At 62.4% G+C, this 15,385-nt stretch carries 12 protein-coding genes; 11 read left to right on the top strand and 1 reads right to left on the bottom strand.

Annotation, left to right across the window (positions count from 1 at the left end; genetic code table 11):
- Positions 1-82 precede the first annotated feature (82 nt).
- From ACH2EI_RS14330 to ahcY, 6 genes are all read left to right on the top strand, one after another.
- Positions 83-820 carry a CPBP family intramembrane glutamic endopeptidase gene (locus ACH2EI_RS14330; RefSeq protein WP_395153709.1) on the top strand — a complete coding sequence of 246 codons (738 nt, stop codon included), beginning with the start codon at positions 83-85 and terminating at the stop codon, positions 818-820.
- Positions 821-927: 107 nt separating this feature from the next.
- Positions 928-3,750 (top strand): hypothetical protein, encoded by a 2,823-nt coding sequence (locus ACH2EI_RS14335; protein WP_395160533.1) that lies wholly within the window; start codon positions 928-930, stop codon positions 3,748-3,750.
- 29 nt (positions 3,751-3,779) lie between these two features.
- Positions 3,780-5,144: a phosphomannomutase/phosphoglucomutase gene (manB, locus tag ACH2EI_RS14340; protein WP_395153711.1), complete on the top strand. Its 1,365-nt coding sequence runs from the start codon at positions 3,780-3,782 to the stop codon at positions 5,142-5,144.
- An 18-nt stretch (positions 5,145-5,162) separates the two neighbouring features.
- A complete protein-coding gene (locus tag ACH2EI_RS14345; RefSeq protein ID WP_395153712.1) occupies positions 5,163-5,396 on the top strand; it encodes a Trm112 family protein in 234 nt (77 codons plus the stop codon).
- 204 nt (positions 5,397-5,600) lie between these two features.
- Positions 5,601-7,091, top strand: a complete 1,491-nt coding sequence (locus ACH2EI_RS14350; RefSeq protein ID WP_395153713.1) for a hypothetical protein — start codon at positions 5,601-5,603, stop codon at positions 7,089-7,091.
- 170 nt (positions 7,092-7,261) lie between these two features.
- Positions 7,262-8,743 (top strand): adenosylhomocysteinase, encoded by a 1,482-nt coding sequence (gene ahcY / locus ACH2EI_RS14355; RefSeq protein WP_395153714.1) that lies wholly within the window; start codon positions 7,262-7,264, stop codon positions 8,741-8,743.
- A gap of 97 nt (positions 8,744-8,840) precedes the next feature.
- Here the strand turns inward: ahcY and ACH2EI_RS14360 are convergent, their stop codons facing one another.
- Positions 8,841-9,503 carry a YitT family protein gene (locus tag ACH2EI_RS14360; protein WP_395153715.1) on the bottom strand — a complete coding sequence of 221 codons (663 nt, stop codon included), beginning with the start codon at positions 9,501-9,503 and terminating at the stop codon, positions 8,841-8,843.
- Positions 9,504-9,706: 203 nt separating this feature from the next.
- On the opposite strand from ACH2EI_RS14360, the gene ACH2EI_RS14365 reads away from it, so the two are divergent.
- From ACH2EI_RS14365 to secA, 5 genes are all read left to right on the top strand, one after another.
- Positions 9,707-10,600 carry an aminotransferase class I/II-fold pyridoxal phosphate-dependent enzyme gene (locus tag ACH2EI_RS14365; RefSeq protein ID WP_395153716.1) on the top strand — a complete coding sequence of 298 codons (894 nt, stop codon included), beginning with the start codon at positions 9,707-9,709 and terminating at the stop codon, positions 10,598-10,600.
- Positions 10,597-11,286, top strand: a complete 690-nt coding sequence (locus tag ACH2EI_RS14370; protein WP_395153717.1) for an adenosylcobinamide amidohydrolase — start codon at positions 10,597-10,599, stop codon at positions 11,284-11,286. The genes ACH2EI_RS14365 and ACH2EI_RS14370 overlap by 4 nt, the downstream gene beginning before the upstream one ends.
- Positions 11,283-12,227, top strand: a complete 945-nt coding sequence (locus ACH2EI_RS14375) for a cobalamin biosynthesis protein (RefSeq protein ID WP_395153718.1) — start codon at positions 11,283-11,285, stop codon at positions 12,225-12,227. The genes ACH2EI_RS14370 and ACH2EI_RS14375 overlap by 4 nt, the downstream gene beginning before the upstream one ends.
- A gap of 24 nt (positions 12,228-12,251) precedes the next feature.
- Positions 12,252-12,896, top strand: coding sequence for a ComF family protein (locus ACH2EI_RS14380; protein ID WP_395153719.1), 645 nt, complete (start codon positions 12,252-12,254; stop codon positions 12,894-12,896).
- A gap of 75 nt (positions 12,897-12,971) precedes the next feature.
- A partial coding sequence (gene secA / locus ACH2EI_RS14385; RefSeq protein ID WP_395153720.1) for a preprotein translocase subunit SecA occupies positions 12,972-15,385 on the top strand: 2,414 nt, incomplete at its 3' end.

Consider the following 15,385-nt stretch of genomic DNA (forward strand, 5'->3'; position numbering starts at 1 on the left):
CAGCGTTGCCTGAACTTGACGGTGCCGCGACATCATTCGCGACATTATTCGCGGGTGGCCGGTCGCCGTTAGCGTTGCGCCGATGACTGATCCGCGCAAGCCTGTCGTGCGCAGCGGGATCCGTCCATCGCAAACGCTGTCGCCGATCGATGCCACGAGCGCGGTCGTCGCATTCCTTGCAGCCTGGTTTGTAGCGCAGGTGCTGTCGGTCATCGTGCTCAGTATCTCCGGCGAGACCGGCGGCACCGACACGCCGATCGGTGTCTTGGCAGTTGCGCTGGCTGCAACCTGGTTCGCCTACATCGCAGGGATGTGGACGGTTTCGGAACGTTCCGGAACCGCAGACCCTGTCAACGACTTCGGCATCTCGATGCTGCCGATTGATGCGATTGGATTCGGCATCGGCGTGTTGGCTCAGCTCGTCGTCATCCGCCTCGTGTACCTCCCGCTCGAGAATCTCTGGCCGACAGTGTTTGGCGACGACGAGCTGAAACGAAATGCAGAAGGTCTCGTTGATCGCGCTGGCGGCCTGATGACGGTGCTGCTGTTCGTGCTCGTCGTGTTGGGCGCTCCGGTCGTCGAGGAACTCTTCTACCGCGGACTGCTGCAGCGTTCGCTGCTCGCTCGTTTCAACGACACATTCGTCGTCGTTGGCGTCGCAGCCTTGTTCGCGTTGATCCATTTCCGACCCGTCGAGTACCCCGGCCTTTTCGCGTTCGGTCTGATCCTTGGTCTCTGTGCCCAGATCACTGGGCGCCTCGGCATGTCGATCACGGCCCATATCGGGTTTAACCTCACCGGTCTTATTCTTGTTCTCTGACCGGCATCAGTGCGCTCTCTGTGCAGTCCGACGCCTGCGTCGTGTCATGAACAAATGCGGAGTGACGCTGTGAGCCGAGTTCGGTTTGTCACAATGGTCTGCGTTGTATGACTGATGATGTAGAGACCCCCACCGCCGGCTCGGGCGACGACGACCCCGCCGAGTTCTTGGAGAGGTTCGACCGCGAGTTCACAGCGAGCGACCAGCTCGCCGTCCCGCTCACCGTCCCGCTCACCGTCCCGCTCGTACAACGTGCAGTCCGGCGCGTGTTGCGTCGTCCGGTCGCATGGTGGAATCGTGAGTGGACCAATGAGCGAGTCGCTCGGGTGCTGGTCACCTCCGCCTCATTGGTGACCACGACGGTGATCATGATGCTGATCGTCCACTTCAACCCGCTGTCTCCGAGCCGCGACCTGCTGCTTGACAACACCACGCCCACCGGCGGCGATATGGGTGCTCACGTCTGGGCCCCGGCGTTCCTTCGCGACAACCTCCTCCCGAACTTCCAGCTGAGCGGCTGGAGCATGGACTGGTACGGCGGCCTCCCGCTGTACCGCTTCTACATGGTCATCCCGGCGCTGGCAATCGTGCTCCTCGACGCGGTGCCATTTGTCCCCTACGGCGTTGCCTTCAAGATCGTGGCAGCGTCTGGGCTACTTCTGTTTCCCTTGGCCTGCTGGACGTTCGGTCGCCTTGCCAAGTTCCGTCAGCCGATCCCCGAGCTGTTCGCCTTCGCCAGCATCTGCTTCTTACTCGACGAGAGCTTCGAGATCTATGGCGGCAACGTCAAATCAACAATGGCTGGCGAGTACTCGTTCTCGATCGCGCTGACCCTGGCGATGTTCGGCTTCGGCTTACTCGCACACGGGCTCCGCACGGGCCGCTTCCGTGTGTGGGCGGCCGTCGTGCTCTCCCTCGCCGCCGTATCGCATGGCATTGTTCTCATCTTCGTCGCGGTCGGCGCCATCGTGATGTCGCTCGTCTGGATTGACGCCAAGCGCGCCTGGTACGCCGTGAGCACCGGTGTCACCACGCTGCTGCTTTCGGCCTGGTGGGTCGGCCCGTTCCTCTTCGGCCACGAGTTCATGACCGACATGAAGTACGGGTTCCGTCCGAGTAGCTCCACTGACTCGTTCTGGGACATGTTCTTCCCATTGACCACCGCACTCGACTTCTTGATCACCAGCCTGGCGATTATCGGATTCGTGGCGATGATCATGCGCCGGAATCTGACTGGCACTGCACTCGGATTGACCACCCTGGTGTTCGTTGGACTCGTCTACGTCACCCGCGACAGCCTCCCGGGCATCGGCCTGCTGTGGAACCCGCGTCTGCTGCCGTTCGTTTACCTGCTGCGCTACATGCTGATGGTGATCGGCGGACTCGAGCTGATCACGTGGGTCTTCAATGGCGCCCGCAAGCGGCTCGCGAGCCACGAGCTCAACCCGTTCGAGGGCGCCTTCGCCGCGAGTGCGATTGGGCTCAGCTGCTTGACCGTGTTCGGGTTCATGTATGAGACCCTGCCGTTCGATGGTCGGGTCATCGTCACAGAAGGGACCGAAGAGGCCGCTGCAACGAGCGTGTACGCGTGGGGTCCGTTCCGCAAGACGGCCGACGCGGGACGTGCCGTCGCCGACGGATGGACTCGATACAACTGGGGTGGCTACGAAGCACGGACCCAATTTCCCGAATACAACGCCCTGGTCACACAGATGGACGAGATCGGCCAGACCAACGGCTGCGGTCGCGCACTGTGGGAGAACAACTCCGACAACGGTCAGTACGGCACGACAATGGCATTGATGTTGCTGCCGCACTGGACCGACGGCTGCATCGGCTCGATGGAGGGTCTGTTCTTCGAGGCCTCGGGCACCACGCCGTACCACTTTCTTACCGCCGCTGCAGTCTCTGAGAGCTCCTCGAACCCGGTCCGCGAGCTGCGCTACACCAACAACGACGCCGAAGTGGGTGTGCGGCACATGCTTGACCTCGGGGTCCGCTATCTGATGGTCCGGACCGATGCCGCCAAGGCCGAGGCCAGCGATCAGGACGAGTTGCGCTTCATCACGACCTCGGCACCGTGGGATATTTATGAGGTCACCGGTTCGAGCATTGTTGAACCGCTGACCGTGCAGCCCGTGATTGTCAACGAGCGTGCAGGCGACCAGCGTGAGCGCAACCTCGAGTTGGGGACCAGTTGGTTCCAGCGCCGTGACGACTGGCCTGCGATCCCCGCCGATGAAGGTCCCGAGAGCTGGCAGCGGATTGATGTCGACATCGACATGGACGTCCGCATCGGTGAGCCGGGGGAGCGGAGTCGCAACGTCGACTACGTGCTGCCGGTTCAGGAAATCGTTCCGGTCGCGCTGCCAGAGATCACCGTGACCGACATCGAAATCGGGCAGCAGTCAGTTGAGTTCACCGTCGACCAGATCGGTGTACCTGTACTCGTTCGAGTGAGTTACTTCCCGAACTGGCACGTCAGCGGTGCTGATGGCCCGTACCGCGTCTCGCCGAACCACATGGTGGTCGTGCCGACGAGTACCGACGTCCGGATGGAGTACCGAAAGAGCAGCCTCGATTGGTTCTTCTACGCACTCACGGCGCTGGGTATCGCGCTATGCGTCTTTTGGCGCCGCCGTGGTGATCTCCAGTTCGTCGGCGAGTTGCCGTCCTGGAGCCTGCATCGAGCGCTTGACACTGGCGACACTGGCGACACTGAGTTCGCCTTGAACGACGTTGCACTGGTCCCCGATGTTTGGGCGCCGGCGCGAGCTGCTTCCGAGGTCGTTGATCCAACGCCGGTGTCTCTGCCGAGTCCCTTCGATGTGGGTCAGCAACAATCAAACCTGGTGATCAACACCGACGACAACGACAACGACAACGACAACGACAACGACAACGACAACAATCCCGGTCCAGGTCACTGACACCGGTACCTCGCTAGCCTCGCAAATACATGTCAGTTCTCGATCAGATCGTCAAGGCCTACGACATCCGCGGAACGGTGCCGGATCAGCTCAATGCTGACGTCGCCCATGCGCTCGGAGTCGGCTTCGCCTCCTTCCTTCGCTCCAACTCGGACGCCGAGCAGATCGTTATCGCTCGCGATATGCGCCCCTCGGGGCCTGAGTTTGTCGAGGCGTTCTCGCGTGGTGTCCTGAACCAGGGCATCGACGTGATCGATCTCGGCCTCGGTTCGACCGACTTGATGTATTACGCCTCGGGCGTGCTGGATGCGCCTGGTGCGATGTTCACCGCTTCGCATAATCCTGCCGGGTACAACGGGATCAAGCTGTGCGTGGCAGGTGCTCGACCGGTCGGTGTCGACACTGGACTCCTCGACGTCAAGCGAGTTGCCGAAGAAGTGCTTCAGGGCGGCGGCCCGAAGCCGGCGGCTTCAGCCGGGTTGCACAGCGAACGCAATGTGCTGAGCGACTTTGCCGAGCACGTGTTGACCTTCGTTGACCTCGCCGACATCGGAACGATGCGAGTCGTTGCCGACACTGCCAATGGCATGGGCGGCCTCGTGGTCCCGGCGGTGATGGAACGCATCCCGAGCGTTGAACTGGAGGTCATGTACGGTGAACTCGACGGCACGTTCCCGAACCATCCGGCAGATCCTCTGCAGCCCGCCAACCAACGCGATTTGCGAGCCCGGGTCAAGTCGGGCGGCTTCGACATCGGTCTGGCCTTTGACGGTGACGCCGACCGCGTGTTCGTCGTCGACGAACTCGGTGAGGGCCTCAGCGGCTCGACCACCACCGCGCTGCTTGCGGTCTCGGCGCTGCGCGCTGCGCCGGGCGCCACGATCTTGCACAATCTGATCTGCTCGAAGAGCGTTCCTGAGGTCGTCACCGAACACGGTGGCGTGCCGGTGCGGACCAAGGTCGGGCACTCCTACATCAAGCAGATCATGGCCGACACCGGAGCGGTCTTCGGTGGCGAGCACTCCGCTCACTACTACTTCGCTCGGAACTTCAACGCCGACAGCGGCTTGATCGCATCGTTGATGGTCATGGCCGAAGTCGGGCGATCAGGCGGGCCGCTGTCAGCGGTCCGTGCCCCGTTCGAGCGGTACGTCGCCAGTGGCGAGATCAACACCCAGGTCGATGATGCTGCCAACGTGATCGAACAGGTCAGTCGCGCACACAGCGGTCACGACCAGGATCGCCTCGACGGCCTAACTGTCGACTGCGGCGACTGGTGGTTCAACTTGCGCCCATCGAACACTGAGCCGTTGCTGCGGTTGAACCTCGAAGCTGCCGATCGGAATACCTGTGCCGACCGGGTCACCGAGCTGCTGACGATGATCACCAGCTGATCCCGTAGCCTTGCCGACATGTCACTCGCTCCGGCTCTTCTTGAGATTCTTGCCTGCCCCGAAGACAAGGGCGCGCTCTACTACCTCGAAGCAGAATCCCTGCTCTACAACCCTCGTCTGCAGCGCAGCTACGCAATCCGCGACGACATTCCGGTCATGCTGATTGACGAATCGACCACGGTCGATGCCGACGAGCACGGTCGGCTCATGGCGGTCATCGGCGATGCGGGCATCGCTCCGACGTTCAGCTGACCCCGCCACGGCACCGGGCACCGAGTCACTGGGCAGCGATTCAAGAGCAGCGAGTCAAGAGCAGCGAGTCGGCGCGAACCGGCGCGAACCCGTCCAAACGTTCAAGAATGTCCAGACGCTGCCGATGACTGAAAACGAACGTTTTCTTGAGTGGGTGAGTCTGATGAACCTGCCTTTTATGACGAATGGGTTACGATGCCCCAGATGAGTTCGAAGAAGTGGTTCCGATGTACTTTCGGCGCAGCGCTCGCTTGTGCGAGCGTGGCGGCCTTGACTGCCGTCGTCGCTCCGACGGGCAGCGCTGTGTTAGCGCAAACGTCGATCGATGCCGGTGGCGAGTTCCACCCGCTCACTCCAACGCGCATCCTGGACACGCGCCCCGGCGCCTACAGCATCAACGACGTTGCGCCGAAGGGTCCGAAGTCGGCCGGTTTCGGGCCAGGGACCAACATCACCGACGGCGAGTTCAACTTCAGTCCGCTGGGGCTCGGTGATCTTCCTGAAGACTCCACTGACATCTTGGCGGTCGTGGCGACCATTTCGGTCGTCGGCCCGACGCGGAGCGGCTATCTGGCGGCGTACCCGAAGGGTTTCGAGTTCGGTGGCCCAGACGGCAAAGGTGAGGTTTCGGCACTGATCACCTATGCAGCAGGTCAGGTCGTGCCGAATCTCGCAATCGTGGGTATCGGCGAGGATGACTCGATCACATTCAACTTGTACATGGATGGAGCCGGTACAGCCAACGTCGTTGTTGACGTCGTCGGCTTCATTTCGACCTCGCAGTACAGTGTCGCTGGTTCGCGCCTCGAGATCGTCAATCCGGGTCGTATTCTCGACACCCGAACGTCACCGAACCCCCGAGGCGGCAGCTTCGGTGCTGATGACAGCATGGAACTGCAGATCCGTGGCGTCGATGCCGTCGAGCCGAAGGTCACCGACATCGTGCCCAACGATGAGTCAATCACTGCGGTCATGGTCAACTTGGCGCTCGTCAACAACAAGCCGGGCAGCAAGGACACCTTCTTGTCGGTGACTCCGAAGGCGCTTGGCCCCAATGACAAGCCGACGGCGAGCTCGTTCGCCCACGCCGGTGACATTAAGGCAAACATGGCCATTGTGCCGATCGGCCCAGATGGCAAGGTGCACTTCTACAACCACCAGGGTGACATGGACCTCGTCGTCGACGTGCTCGGCTACTTCAAGTCCGGAGGCGATGCATCGACCAACAGTGGTCGCGTGGTCCCGTTGGAGGCTCCATTCCGAGCATTTGACACTCGCCTCGCCGAGTTCGGCGATGCACCGTTACAGCACGGCAGTACAGAGCAGTGGAGTTTCGAGAACTTCGCTGAATCGGTCACGCTCAACCCGGGTGCTGCCAACGAGCAGTCGAACCCGAAGCAACAGGGATTCATTGGTGATCTCTTTGCTGTTGGCCTCCAAAAGCTCGACCCGGACGACTCCGATCAGTCAGGATCATTCCTGCAGTTGGTGCCTGGCGGTCTCTCGAGTAATCCGCTGTCGGCCAACATCAACTTCGGTGTCGGCGAAGCAGTGCCGAACATGTCGCTCGTCAAGTTCGGCAAGATCAGGGATAAAGATGGCGTCGTCACCGACAAGCACGTTGTCGAAGCGTTCAACGCCTACGGTTCGGTCGATTACATCCTCGACGTGTACGCCATCGTCCTCGACGACTGAGCACAGCCGACCTCGACGGCTCTGCCGGGACAACGGAGAGGCCGGTAGGCTGTGAGCACCGAATCACCGGGCTGATTCGATCGGTGCCTGAAGGCCCCGGCCCGGTTCGAAGAGCCAGACGCCAACCGGCGCTTGGCATTCCGAAACCATGCCTCCTAAGGGGTCCCCTCATGACTGACACTGCACTCTCGCGCCTCGCCCAGACCAAAGACTTCCGCGTCGCCGATCTTGAACTGGCGCCCTTCGGCCGCAAAGAGATGATCCTCGCCGAGCACGAGATGCCCGGCCTCATGGCGACCCGCAAGGAGTTCGGCGAGTTGAAGCCGCTTGCCGGCTGCCGCATCTCTGGCTCGCTGCACATGACGATCCAGACCGCCGTCCTCATCGAGACACTCACCGCGCTCGGCGCCGAGGTCCGCTGGGCCAGCTGCAACATCTTTTCGACGCAGGACCACGCAGCCGCGGCCACGGTCATTGGCCCGCACGGCACCATCGACAATCCGCAGGGTGTTCCCGTCTTTGCCTGGAAGGGCGAGACACTGGAGGAGTACTGGTGGTGTACCGACCAGATGATGACGTGGCCTGAGGGCCCGAACGGCGAGGTCTACGACGGCCCGAACATGATTCTCGACGATGGCGGCGACGCCACGATGCTGTTGCACAAGGGCGTCGAGTTCGAGAAGGCCGGCGCGGTGCCCGATCCGACCGAAGCTCCCAATGCCGAATTGGCGATCGTTCTCGGCTTACTCCAGCAGTCGCTGAAGACCGATCCCGGCAAGTGGACCCGGATGGCCGCTGGCGTCAAAGGCGTCACCGAAGAGACCACCACGGGCGTCAAGCGCCTCTACAAGATGATGGAAGACGGCGAGCTGCTGTTCCCGGCCATCAATGTGAACGACTCGGTCACCAAGTCGAAGTTCGACAACCTGTACGGCTGCCGCCACAGCCTCGTCGACTCGATTTCTCGCGCCACTGATGTCATGATCGGCGGCAAGACAGCTCTCGTTCTCGGCTACGGCGACGTCGGCAAGGGTTGCGTCCAGTCGCTGCAGGGCCAGGGGGCTCGCGTCATCGTCACCGAGATCGACCCGATCAACGCGCTGCAGGCCGCCATGGAAGGTCTGCAGGTCATGCCGCTCGAAGACTGCGTCGAAGACATCGACATCTTCGTCACCGCGTCGGGCAACTTTGACTTGATCAGCATCGAGTCGATGAAAAAAATGAAGCACAACGCGATCGTCTGCAACATCGGCCACTTCGACAACGAGATCGACATGGCCGGCCTCGCCCGCTCAGGCGCCGTTCGTGACGAACTCAAGCCTGGCACCGATGTCTGGAAGTTCGAAGACGGCAAGCAAATCATCATCCTCGCTGAGGGCCGTCTCGTGAACCTCGGTTGCGCCACCGGCCACCCAAGCTTCGTGATGTCGTGCTCGTTCACCAACCAGGTGCTCGCGCAGATGGAGCTGTTCAACAAGACCGAGCAGTACCCGCTCGGCGTCTACGTGCTCCCGAAACACCTCGACGAAAAGGTTGCCCGTCTGCACCTCGACGCCCTTGGCGTGAAGCTGACGCAGCTCACCGACGAGCAGGCCGAGTACCTCGACATGGACCCGTCGGGGCCGTTCAAGCCCGAGACCTACCGCTACTGAGTAGGCATTCAGCAACCTGACTGGCGATGGGCCCCGACGGTGTCGGGGCCCATCGCCGCGTCAGGGGTCAGCGAGCGATGCTCCAGCAGGTCGCGCTTCAGGCCGGTGCGGATACAACTGTGGGCTGCATCGCGAGACGCGGCAGGAAAATCTGGACGAGAGGGCCAATGCCGATGGTGAACGCAGCCGTGCCGATACCGATGGAGCCGCCCAGCGCAATGCCGACGGCGAGCACGGTGAGTTCGACCGAGGTGCGCGCGACGCGAGTCGAGATCGAATACGAGCCGACCGAACGCTTCGAGAGCCCCGTCATCAAGCCATCGCGTGGGCCTGGCCCGAGCCCGGCACCGATGTAGAAGCCAGAACCAACGGCGATCACGACAATCCCGCCGAACATCAATGCCAGACGGGGGATGAGGAGGTCGGTGCTCGGGATCAATGGGAGGGTGAAGTCGACGACCAGGCCGATCTCGACAGCGTTGAGGATCGTCCCGAGGCCAGGACGCTCACGGAGCGGAATCCAGATCAGGAGCAGGGCGAGGCCCGTGATGATGATGATTTGGCCAGTTCCGATGCCGGTTAATTCGCTGACGCCGGTGTGGAAAACGTCCCACGGGGCTGCGCCAAGTTCGGCATCGATGAGCATCGAGATGCCCAGGCCGAACATGAACAGGCCGAACACGCAGCGAACGAGGCGTTCAGGAAATCGATCCCGAGGAATCAGGGGAATGACGCGACGGGTCGAAGCGAGACCGGACATCGGCTGGACCGTAGCGACCATCTCCGGTCACGGCGCGCGCAAATCCGGATGAGCATGGTGGTGGCGGCACCGGCCGACTGGCAGCGCGGACAGGGGGCGGGCAGAACCACCAGCAGCGGGGTTGAGTAGCGGGGTTGAGTAGCGGGTTTGAGTAAGGAGGTGGGTAGGGACGTGAGGGGCAGGTGCCAACTACGCTTGCGGCGATGGCGACGCAGGGCATCTCACCTGCGGGTTCGCACGGGGGCGATGCGCGAGCGGTCGCTGAAAGCCTCGGCCTCGACCCGGCATCGATGCTCGACCTGTCACAGAATCTGAACCCGTTTGCCCCCGACGTCGAACGGTTGGTTCGGGAGCACGCCGCGGCGGTCCGTCGCTACCCGTCGGCTGATGCAGCTCATCGATTGTTGGCCGATGTCTTGGACGTTGATATCAATCGGCTCTGCCTGACGAATGGTGGAAGTGAGGCGATTGCGCTCGTTGCCAGCGAAATCGGAGGTGGTGTCGCGCTCGAGCCCGAGTTTTCGCTCTACCCGCGTGGCAACGAGGGGCCGATCTGGCGGAGTGACCCGCACAGCCCGGGCGGGAGCCTTGCCGGCGCCGAGGTCCACGCTGACGTGTGGGACGAGGCGTTTTATCCGTTGGCGACTGGACGGTGGTCGGCAGTCCGTCCTGGCGTCATCGTTGGCTCGCTCACGAAGACGTTTGCCTGTCCGGGCCTGCGACTCGGGTACGTCATTGCCGACGATGTCGGGCGGATGGCCCAGAGGCAGCAAGAGTGGCCGATCGGCTCGTTGGCGCTCGCGGTCCTTCCCGAACTACTCCGGCAGGCCGACCTCACTGGATGGCAGGCGCGAATCGCCAGACAGCGAGCAACACTCGCGTCGCTACTCGAGGCGTACGGATGGTCAGTTCGTGCGGCCGACGCTCCGTGGGTGCTCGTGGAAGCAGACGATTTACGCACTCGACTCGCTCCATTCGGCGTCGTGGTTCGCGACTGCGCCAGCTTTGGAATGCCGGGCACCTTCCGAATCGCCGTGCCCGACGATGACGGCCTTGGGGCCGTGGCGCAGGCGCTGGAACGGCTGGCCCACGAGTGAGTGCGTTGCAACCGATCGTGGCGGAGCTTGTCACGTTGCCTGATGGCCAACGGTGCCTGCTCTGGCGTTGTGAGCAGCAGCGCCACCAGCTGTCGTCGGCGCCGGTAGGTGGCGGATCGGGCATGGTCAATTGGGTTGTCAACCTGCAGGTTCCTGCGCTCTATGGGCGGCACGATCTGGAGGTCCACGCCGCCGAGGTAGGGAGTCACCTTGGGCTCGCCGGGCCGGGCGTGATGATGCTCACCGCAGCCGATGTCGGAGCAGTGGCATCGGCTGGCGAGAGCGGCGTTCGGGTTGACGCCACGGTTGGTATCTCGACACCAACCTGGGCGGCCGCCGAGAAGCCTGACGAGAAGCTTGACGAGAAGCCTGACGGGAAGCCTGACGAGAAGCCTGACGGGCCCGGCACGATCAACATCGTCGTGCAACTGTCGGAATCGCTGACCGCTGCAGCGGCGGTGAACGTCGTGATGACCGCCACCGAAGCGAAGACGCAGGCGTTGATTGAGCACGGCGTCGACGGGACGGGCACGGCCACCGATGCAGTCGTGGTGCTCTGGCCGGTCGGTCTGGTGAATTCGGAGTCGATCCAGTTCGCCGGTCCACGATCGAAATGGGGCGGGAGTGTTGCGAGGGTCGTCCATGCCGCTGTCGGGGCAGGTGTCGCGGAGTGGAGAAAGCGATGAATGTTGGGGGAGTGCTCCGTCGGAGGGCGACGTGGATTGCGATTGGGTTGCTTGCTGATCGGCTCGTGCCGGAACTGCCGAACCGCTGGCATCCGGTGGCGTGGTTCGGCTCGCTGATGGGTCTCGTCGAGCGAACGATCTGGTCAGACCGTCGATCCGCCGGGACGCTCTACGCGCTGTTCGGGACGATGGTCGGCCTCGGAGCAGGCCGACTGATTCGGAATCCGGCAGTCGCCGTTGGCATCGCTTCTGCCGGGCCGGAACTGCGGCGTCTGGGCGGTGAGATCGAAGCTGCCGTCCGGTCCAATGGAGTCGATGCTGGCCGTGCTGCCCTGCGCGGCTTGGTCGGTCGCGACACGTCGCAACTCGACGAGGCCGGGATTGCTGCGGCCGTGGTCGAATCAGTGGCCGAGAACACCGTCGATGCCGTGGTCGCCCCAGTGTTCTGGGGGCTAATCGGCGGAGCATCAGGTGCGCTTGCGTACCGGGCCATCAACACGATGGATGCAATGGTGGGACGTCGCAACGCTCGTTACGAGCGTTTCGGAAAGGTCGCGGCGCGCCTTGATGATGTTGCGAACTTTGTGCCGGCTCGCCTGTTTGCCCTTGCTGTGATGTTTGTCCGCCCTCGCCGCGCGAGCCAGATCGTTGCCATGGTCCGCCGCGACGCGTCGGCGCATCCGTCGCCGAACGCCGGCGTGGCGGAGACATCGGCTGCTGCAGCCCTGGGTGTCGAGCTCGGCGGACCGCTCCACTACGGGCCCGTCAGCGAGGATCGGCCTCGCCTGGGGAGTGGACCACGGCCATCGTTGACGGAGATTGAGAAGATGAATGCCCTGTCGAATCAGGTCGAGCTTCTCGTCATTGGGGTCCTCACCGTCGGGGTCTTCGCGGCGGGTGGTATCGGTCATCAGCACGGTGGGCGCCGCCGAACTCTGTGACACCCCATCGTCATGATGGGCTACATGATGTTCGAAACACGTTGTGCCGGCTGCGAGCGACCGGGTGCTGCCATCTGCACTACCTGTCGTATCGCACTCGTTGGTCGGCTGCCCCAAACGTACGAGCACGGGGTTATTACTGCAGTTTCGTTCGCTGGGCGGGCGCGTGATGTGGTGCTGTCGTTGAAGTACCGCAACCGGCGTCAGGTTGCACGGCATCTCGGCAGTCTGCTGGTCAACCGCTTGGTCGAAAGCGGGCGTTACGCCGATCTCGAGTCGGTGACCTGGGCCCCGACGAGTGCGAAGCGACGCCGTCACCGCGGGTTCGATCAAGGTGAGGAAATCGCACGCACCGTCGCACGGCAACTCGGCCTGCCTTGCCGCCGTCTGCTTGATCGACGCGGAGGAGCACTGGCCCAGACTGGTTTGAGCCGGGCGGAGCGGCTCGTTGCGCCGGAATTCGCGGCCCGTCCCGATGTCGCTGGCACGTCGGTACTCGTGGTCGACGACGTCGTCACGACCGGTGCGACGCTGCACGCAGCCCGCGACGCTCTGCTGCAACAGGGCGCACGTGATGTCGTGCTCGCAGCTGTTGCGTCGACGCCGGCACCGGGGAGTTCCCGGAGTCGCGGCAAGGTACTGCCGTTTGGTCAACTCACCGCAGCCTGAGCAGATGGGGACCCCCGTCACGGTGGCATTGGTGCCACTTCGGGGCACTCATCCCGCCGATAGCATCTGTCCCACATGGGCATTCTCGATCGCATCCTCCGCGCCGGTGAAGGCAAGAAGCTGAAGGCACTCCAGGGCATCGTCCCGGAGATCAATGCCTTCGAAGCCGAAATGTCTGCTCTCACTGACGATCAGCTCACTGGTAAGACCGCCGATTTCCGCCAGCGCCTGGCCAATGGTGAAGAACTTGACGACATGCTCGTTGAAGCATTTGCCGTGACTCGTGAGGCCGCTGGCCGCGTGCTCGGGCAACGCCACTTTGATGTCCAGATGATGGGTGGCGCTGCGCTGCACTTCGGCTGGGTTGCGGAGATGAAGACCGGTGAGGGTAAGACCCTCACGTCGACCGGCCCGGTGTACCTCAACGCACTTTCTGAGAAGGGCGTTCACCTGGTTACGGTCAACGACTACCTTGCGCAGTACCAGTCAGAGCTGATGGGTCGCATCTACCGGTTTATGGGTATGGACGTCGGCCTGATTCTGCCTGGTCGCAACGCCACGCCTGCCGAGAAGCGGGCCGCGTATGCCGCCGATGTCACCTACGGCACCAACAACGAACTGGGCTTCGACTACCTGCGCGACAATATGGCGCCGACGAACGAAGCCAAGGTGCAACAGCGCGGTCACAACTTCTGCATCGTCGATGAAGTCGACTCGATTCTTATCGATGAGGCACGTACCCCACTGATCATTTCCGGTCGCGTTGCTGATGCAGCGAAGCTGTACTATCGCTTCGCATCGATCGTCCGCTCACTCAAGCGCGATGAGGACTACGAGTACGAAGAAGACAAGCGCATCGTCGTGCCGACCGAGCAGGGCATCGAGACCGTCGAGGCTGCGCTTGGCGTCGACAACCTCTACGACGACGTGCAGGCCAACTTCGTGCACCAGTTCACGGTCGCGCTCAAGGCCAAAGAGGTCTACAAGCGCGACAAGGACTACATCGTGCAAGGCGGCGAGGTGAAGATTGTCGACGAGTTCACCGGCCGCATCCTCGAAGGTCGTCGCTGGTCCGAAGGCATCCACCAGGCGGTGGAAGCCAAGGAAGGGGTGAAGATCAAGGAAGAGAACCAGACGCTCGCCACGATCACGCTGCAGAACTACTACCGGCTCTACGACAAGCTCGCAGGCATGACCGGCACGGCCCAGACTGAGGCCGCCGAGCTGATGGGCACCTACGAGCTTGCCGTCGTCCCGATTCCGACGAACCAGCCGATTGTGCGTCTCGACGAAGCCGACTTGATCTACAAGACCGAAGAGGCCAAGTTCAACGCGATCATCGACGACATCGAAGCGCGCCATGCCAAGGGCCAGCCGGTGCTGGTGGGTACTGCCAGTGTGGGTCGCTCCGAGCATCTCGGTCGTTTGCTCGAACAGCGCCAGATCCCACGTGAAGTCTTGAACGCTAAGCAGCACACGCGCGAGGCCGATATCGTCACGCAGGCTGGCCGCAAAAATGCCGTCACGGTCGCCACGAACATGGCTGGTCGCGGTGTTGACATTTTGCTCGGCGGCAACCCCGAAGGTCTTGCACGCCATGACGTGCTGAAGGAGGGCTTTGACGTCGGGCTCCTTGCTCCTGAATTCGAGCTGCCCGTGCCACTCGATCAGATGCCCGAAGAGTTCCAAACGGATCGCAAAGCGGCGCAGGCCCGTTATGCGACGCTGCTCGCTGAGTACTCGGTTGCGTGTAAAGCCGAGGGCGACATCATCCGTGGCCTCGGCGGCCTGTACGTCATTGGTTCAGAGCGTCATGACAGCCGTCGAATCGACAACCAGTTACGCGGCCGCTCAGGCCGTCAGGGCGACCCGGGCGAAAGCCGTTTCTTCCTCAGCCTCGACGACGACCTGATGCGCCTGTTCGCCACCGGTGCGCTCAGCTACGTGATGGGCAAAGCGTTGCCGGACGACGAGGCAATCGAAGCCAAGATGGTCACGAAGGCCATCGAGCGTGCTCAGACCACGGTCGAAACCAAGAACGCCGAGATTCGCAAGAACGTCCTCAAGTACGACGAGGTGATGAACGAGCAGCGCAAGATCATCTACAAGCGCCGCGATCAGATTCTCGACGGTGAAGACCTCCGTGCCGCCGGAACCGAATACCTCACCGATGCCATCGATGCATTGATCACGACGCACTGTGCGTCGGTTGCCGATGACGAATGGGACATTGAAGGCTTGGCCCGAGAAGTCACTCTGTATTGGCCGAACTCGATCGGCGAAGATCAGCTCCGTGGTTGCGCTGACACCGACGAGATCTACGAACTCGTCATGGCCGATGCCACAGCCCACTACGCACAGCGCGAGGCGGAGCTCGGTGAGGACGTCCTTCGTCAGGTCGAGCGTCAGGTGATGTTGCGGATTATCGACCAGCGCTGGCGTGAACATCTCGAAGAGATGGACTACCTGCAGGCCGGTATCAATCTCCG

The sequence above is a fragment of the Ilumatobacter sp. genome (assembly GCF_041688325.1).
In the GTDB taxonomy this organism is placed as follows: Bacteria; Actinomycetota; Acidimicrobiia; order Acidimicrobiales; family Ilumatobacteraceae; genus Ilumatobacter_A.

Bases quoted from the DNA above. Each gene is read 5' to 3' on its own strand.
- ACH2EI_RS14330 (WP_395153709.1), top strand. From the start codon at position 83: ATGACTGATCCGCGCAAGCCTGTCGTGCGCAGCGGGATCCGTCCATCG.
- ACH2EI_RS14335 (WP_395160533.1), top strand. From the start codon at position 928: ATGACTGATGATGTAGAGACCCCCACCGCCGGCTCGGGCGACGACGAC.
- manB (WP_395153711.1), top strand. From the start codon at position 3,780: ATGTCAGTTCTCGATCAGATCGTCAAGGCCTACGACATCCGCGGAACG.
- ACH2EI_RS14345 (WP_395153712.1), top strand. From the start codon at position 5,163: ATGTCACTCGCTCCGGCTCTTCTTGAGATTCTTGCCTGCCCCGAAGAC.
- ACH2EI_RS14350 (WP_395153713.1), top strand. From the start codon at position 5,601: ATGAGTTCGAAGAAGTGGTTCCGATGTACTTTCGGCGCAGCGCTCGCT.
- ahcY (WP_395153714.1), top strand. From the start codon at position 7,262: ATGACTGACACTGCACTCTCGCGCCTCGCCCAGACCAAAGACTTCCGC.
- ACH2EI_RS14360 (WP_395153715.1), bottom strand. From the start codon at position 9,503: ATGTCCGGTCTCGCTTCGACCCGTCGCGTCATTCCCCTGATTCCTCGG.
- ACH2EI_RS14365 (WP_395153716.1), top strand. From the start codon at position 9,707: ATGGCGACGCAGGGCATCTCACCTGCGGGTTCGCACGGGGGCGATGCG.
- ACH2EI_RS14375 (WP_395153718.1), top strand. From the start codon at position 11,283: ATGAATGTTGGGGGAGTGCTCCGTCGGAGGGCGACGTGGATTGCGATT.
- ACH2EI_RS14380 (WP_395153719.1), top strand. From the start codon at position 12,252: ATGATGTTCGAAACACGTTGTGCCGGCTGCGAGCGACCGGGTGCTGCC.